This is a genomic window from Burkholderia sp. SIMBA_062 (assembly GCF_046534765.1).
GTDB lineage: Bacteria > Pseudomonadota > Gammaproteobacteria > Burkholderiales > Burkholderiaceae > Burkholderia > Burkholderia ambifaria.
The window spans coordinates 1-248 of record NZ_JAWRYD010000486.1 but is presented as its reverse complement, the minus strand read 5'-3'; the positions used below and the strand labels follow the sequence as shown (position 1 = coordinate 248).

Genomic DNA, 248 nt, shown 5'->3' with positions numbered 1-248 from the left:
ATCTTCTGTTTGCCCTGGGCATTGTCGATGCCGGCAGCACGTTGACGCACGCTGGCATAGAACTTCTCCAGAGTGTCGGCTTCCTTGGCCAGGTGTTGCTCATGAAGCGCGTCCAGCACGCCTTGCATAGCCTTGGACATGGGGTTGTGACTGGCAAAGCTGTACTCATCGAACAGCGCATCGACCACCGGCTTGGTTACCAAGTGCTGGGCGAGCATTTCGATTATCTCGCCATCGCTGATGCTGTC

1 protein-coding gene is annotated in these 248 nt (G+C 56.5%); it reads right to left on the bottom strand.

Going from position 1 to position 248, the window contains the following annotated elements; genetic code table 11:
* Positions 1–248: hypothetical protein (locus SB786_RS37170; RefSeq protein WP_410731704.1), on the bottom strand; the 248-nt coding region annotated here is incomplete at both ends.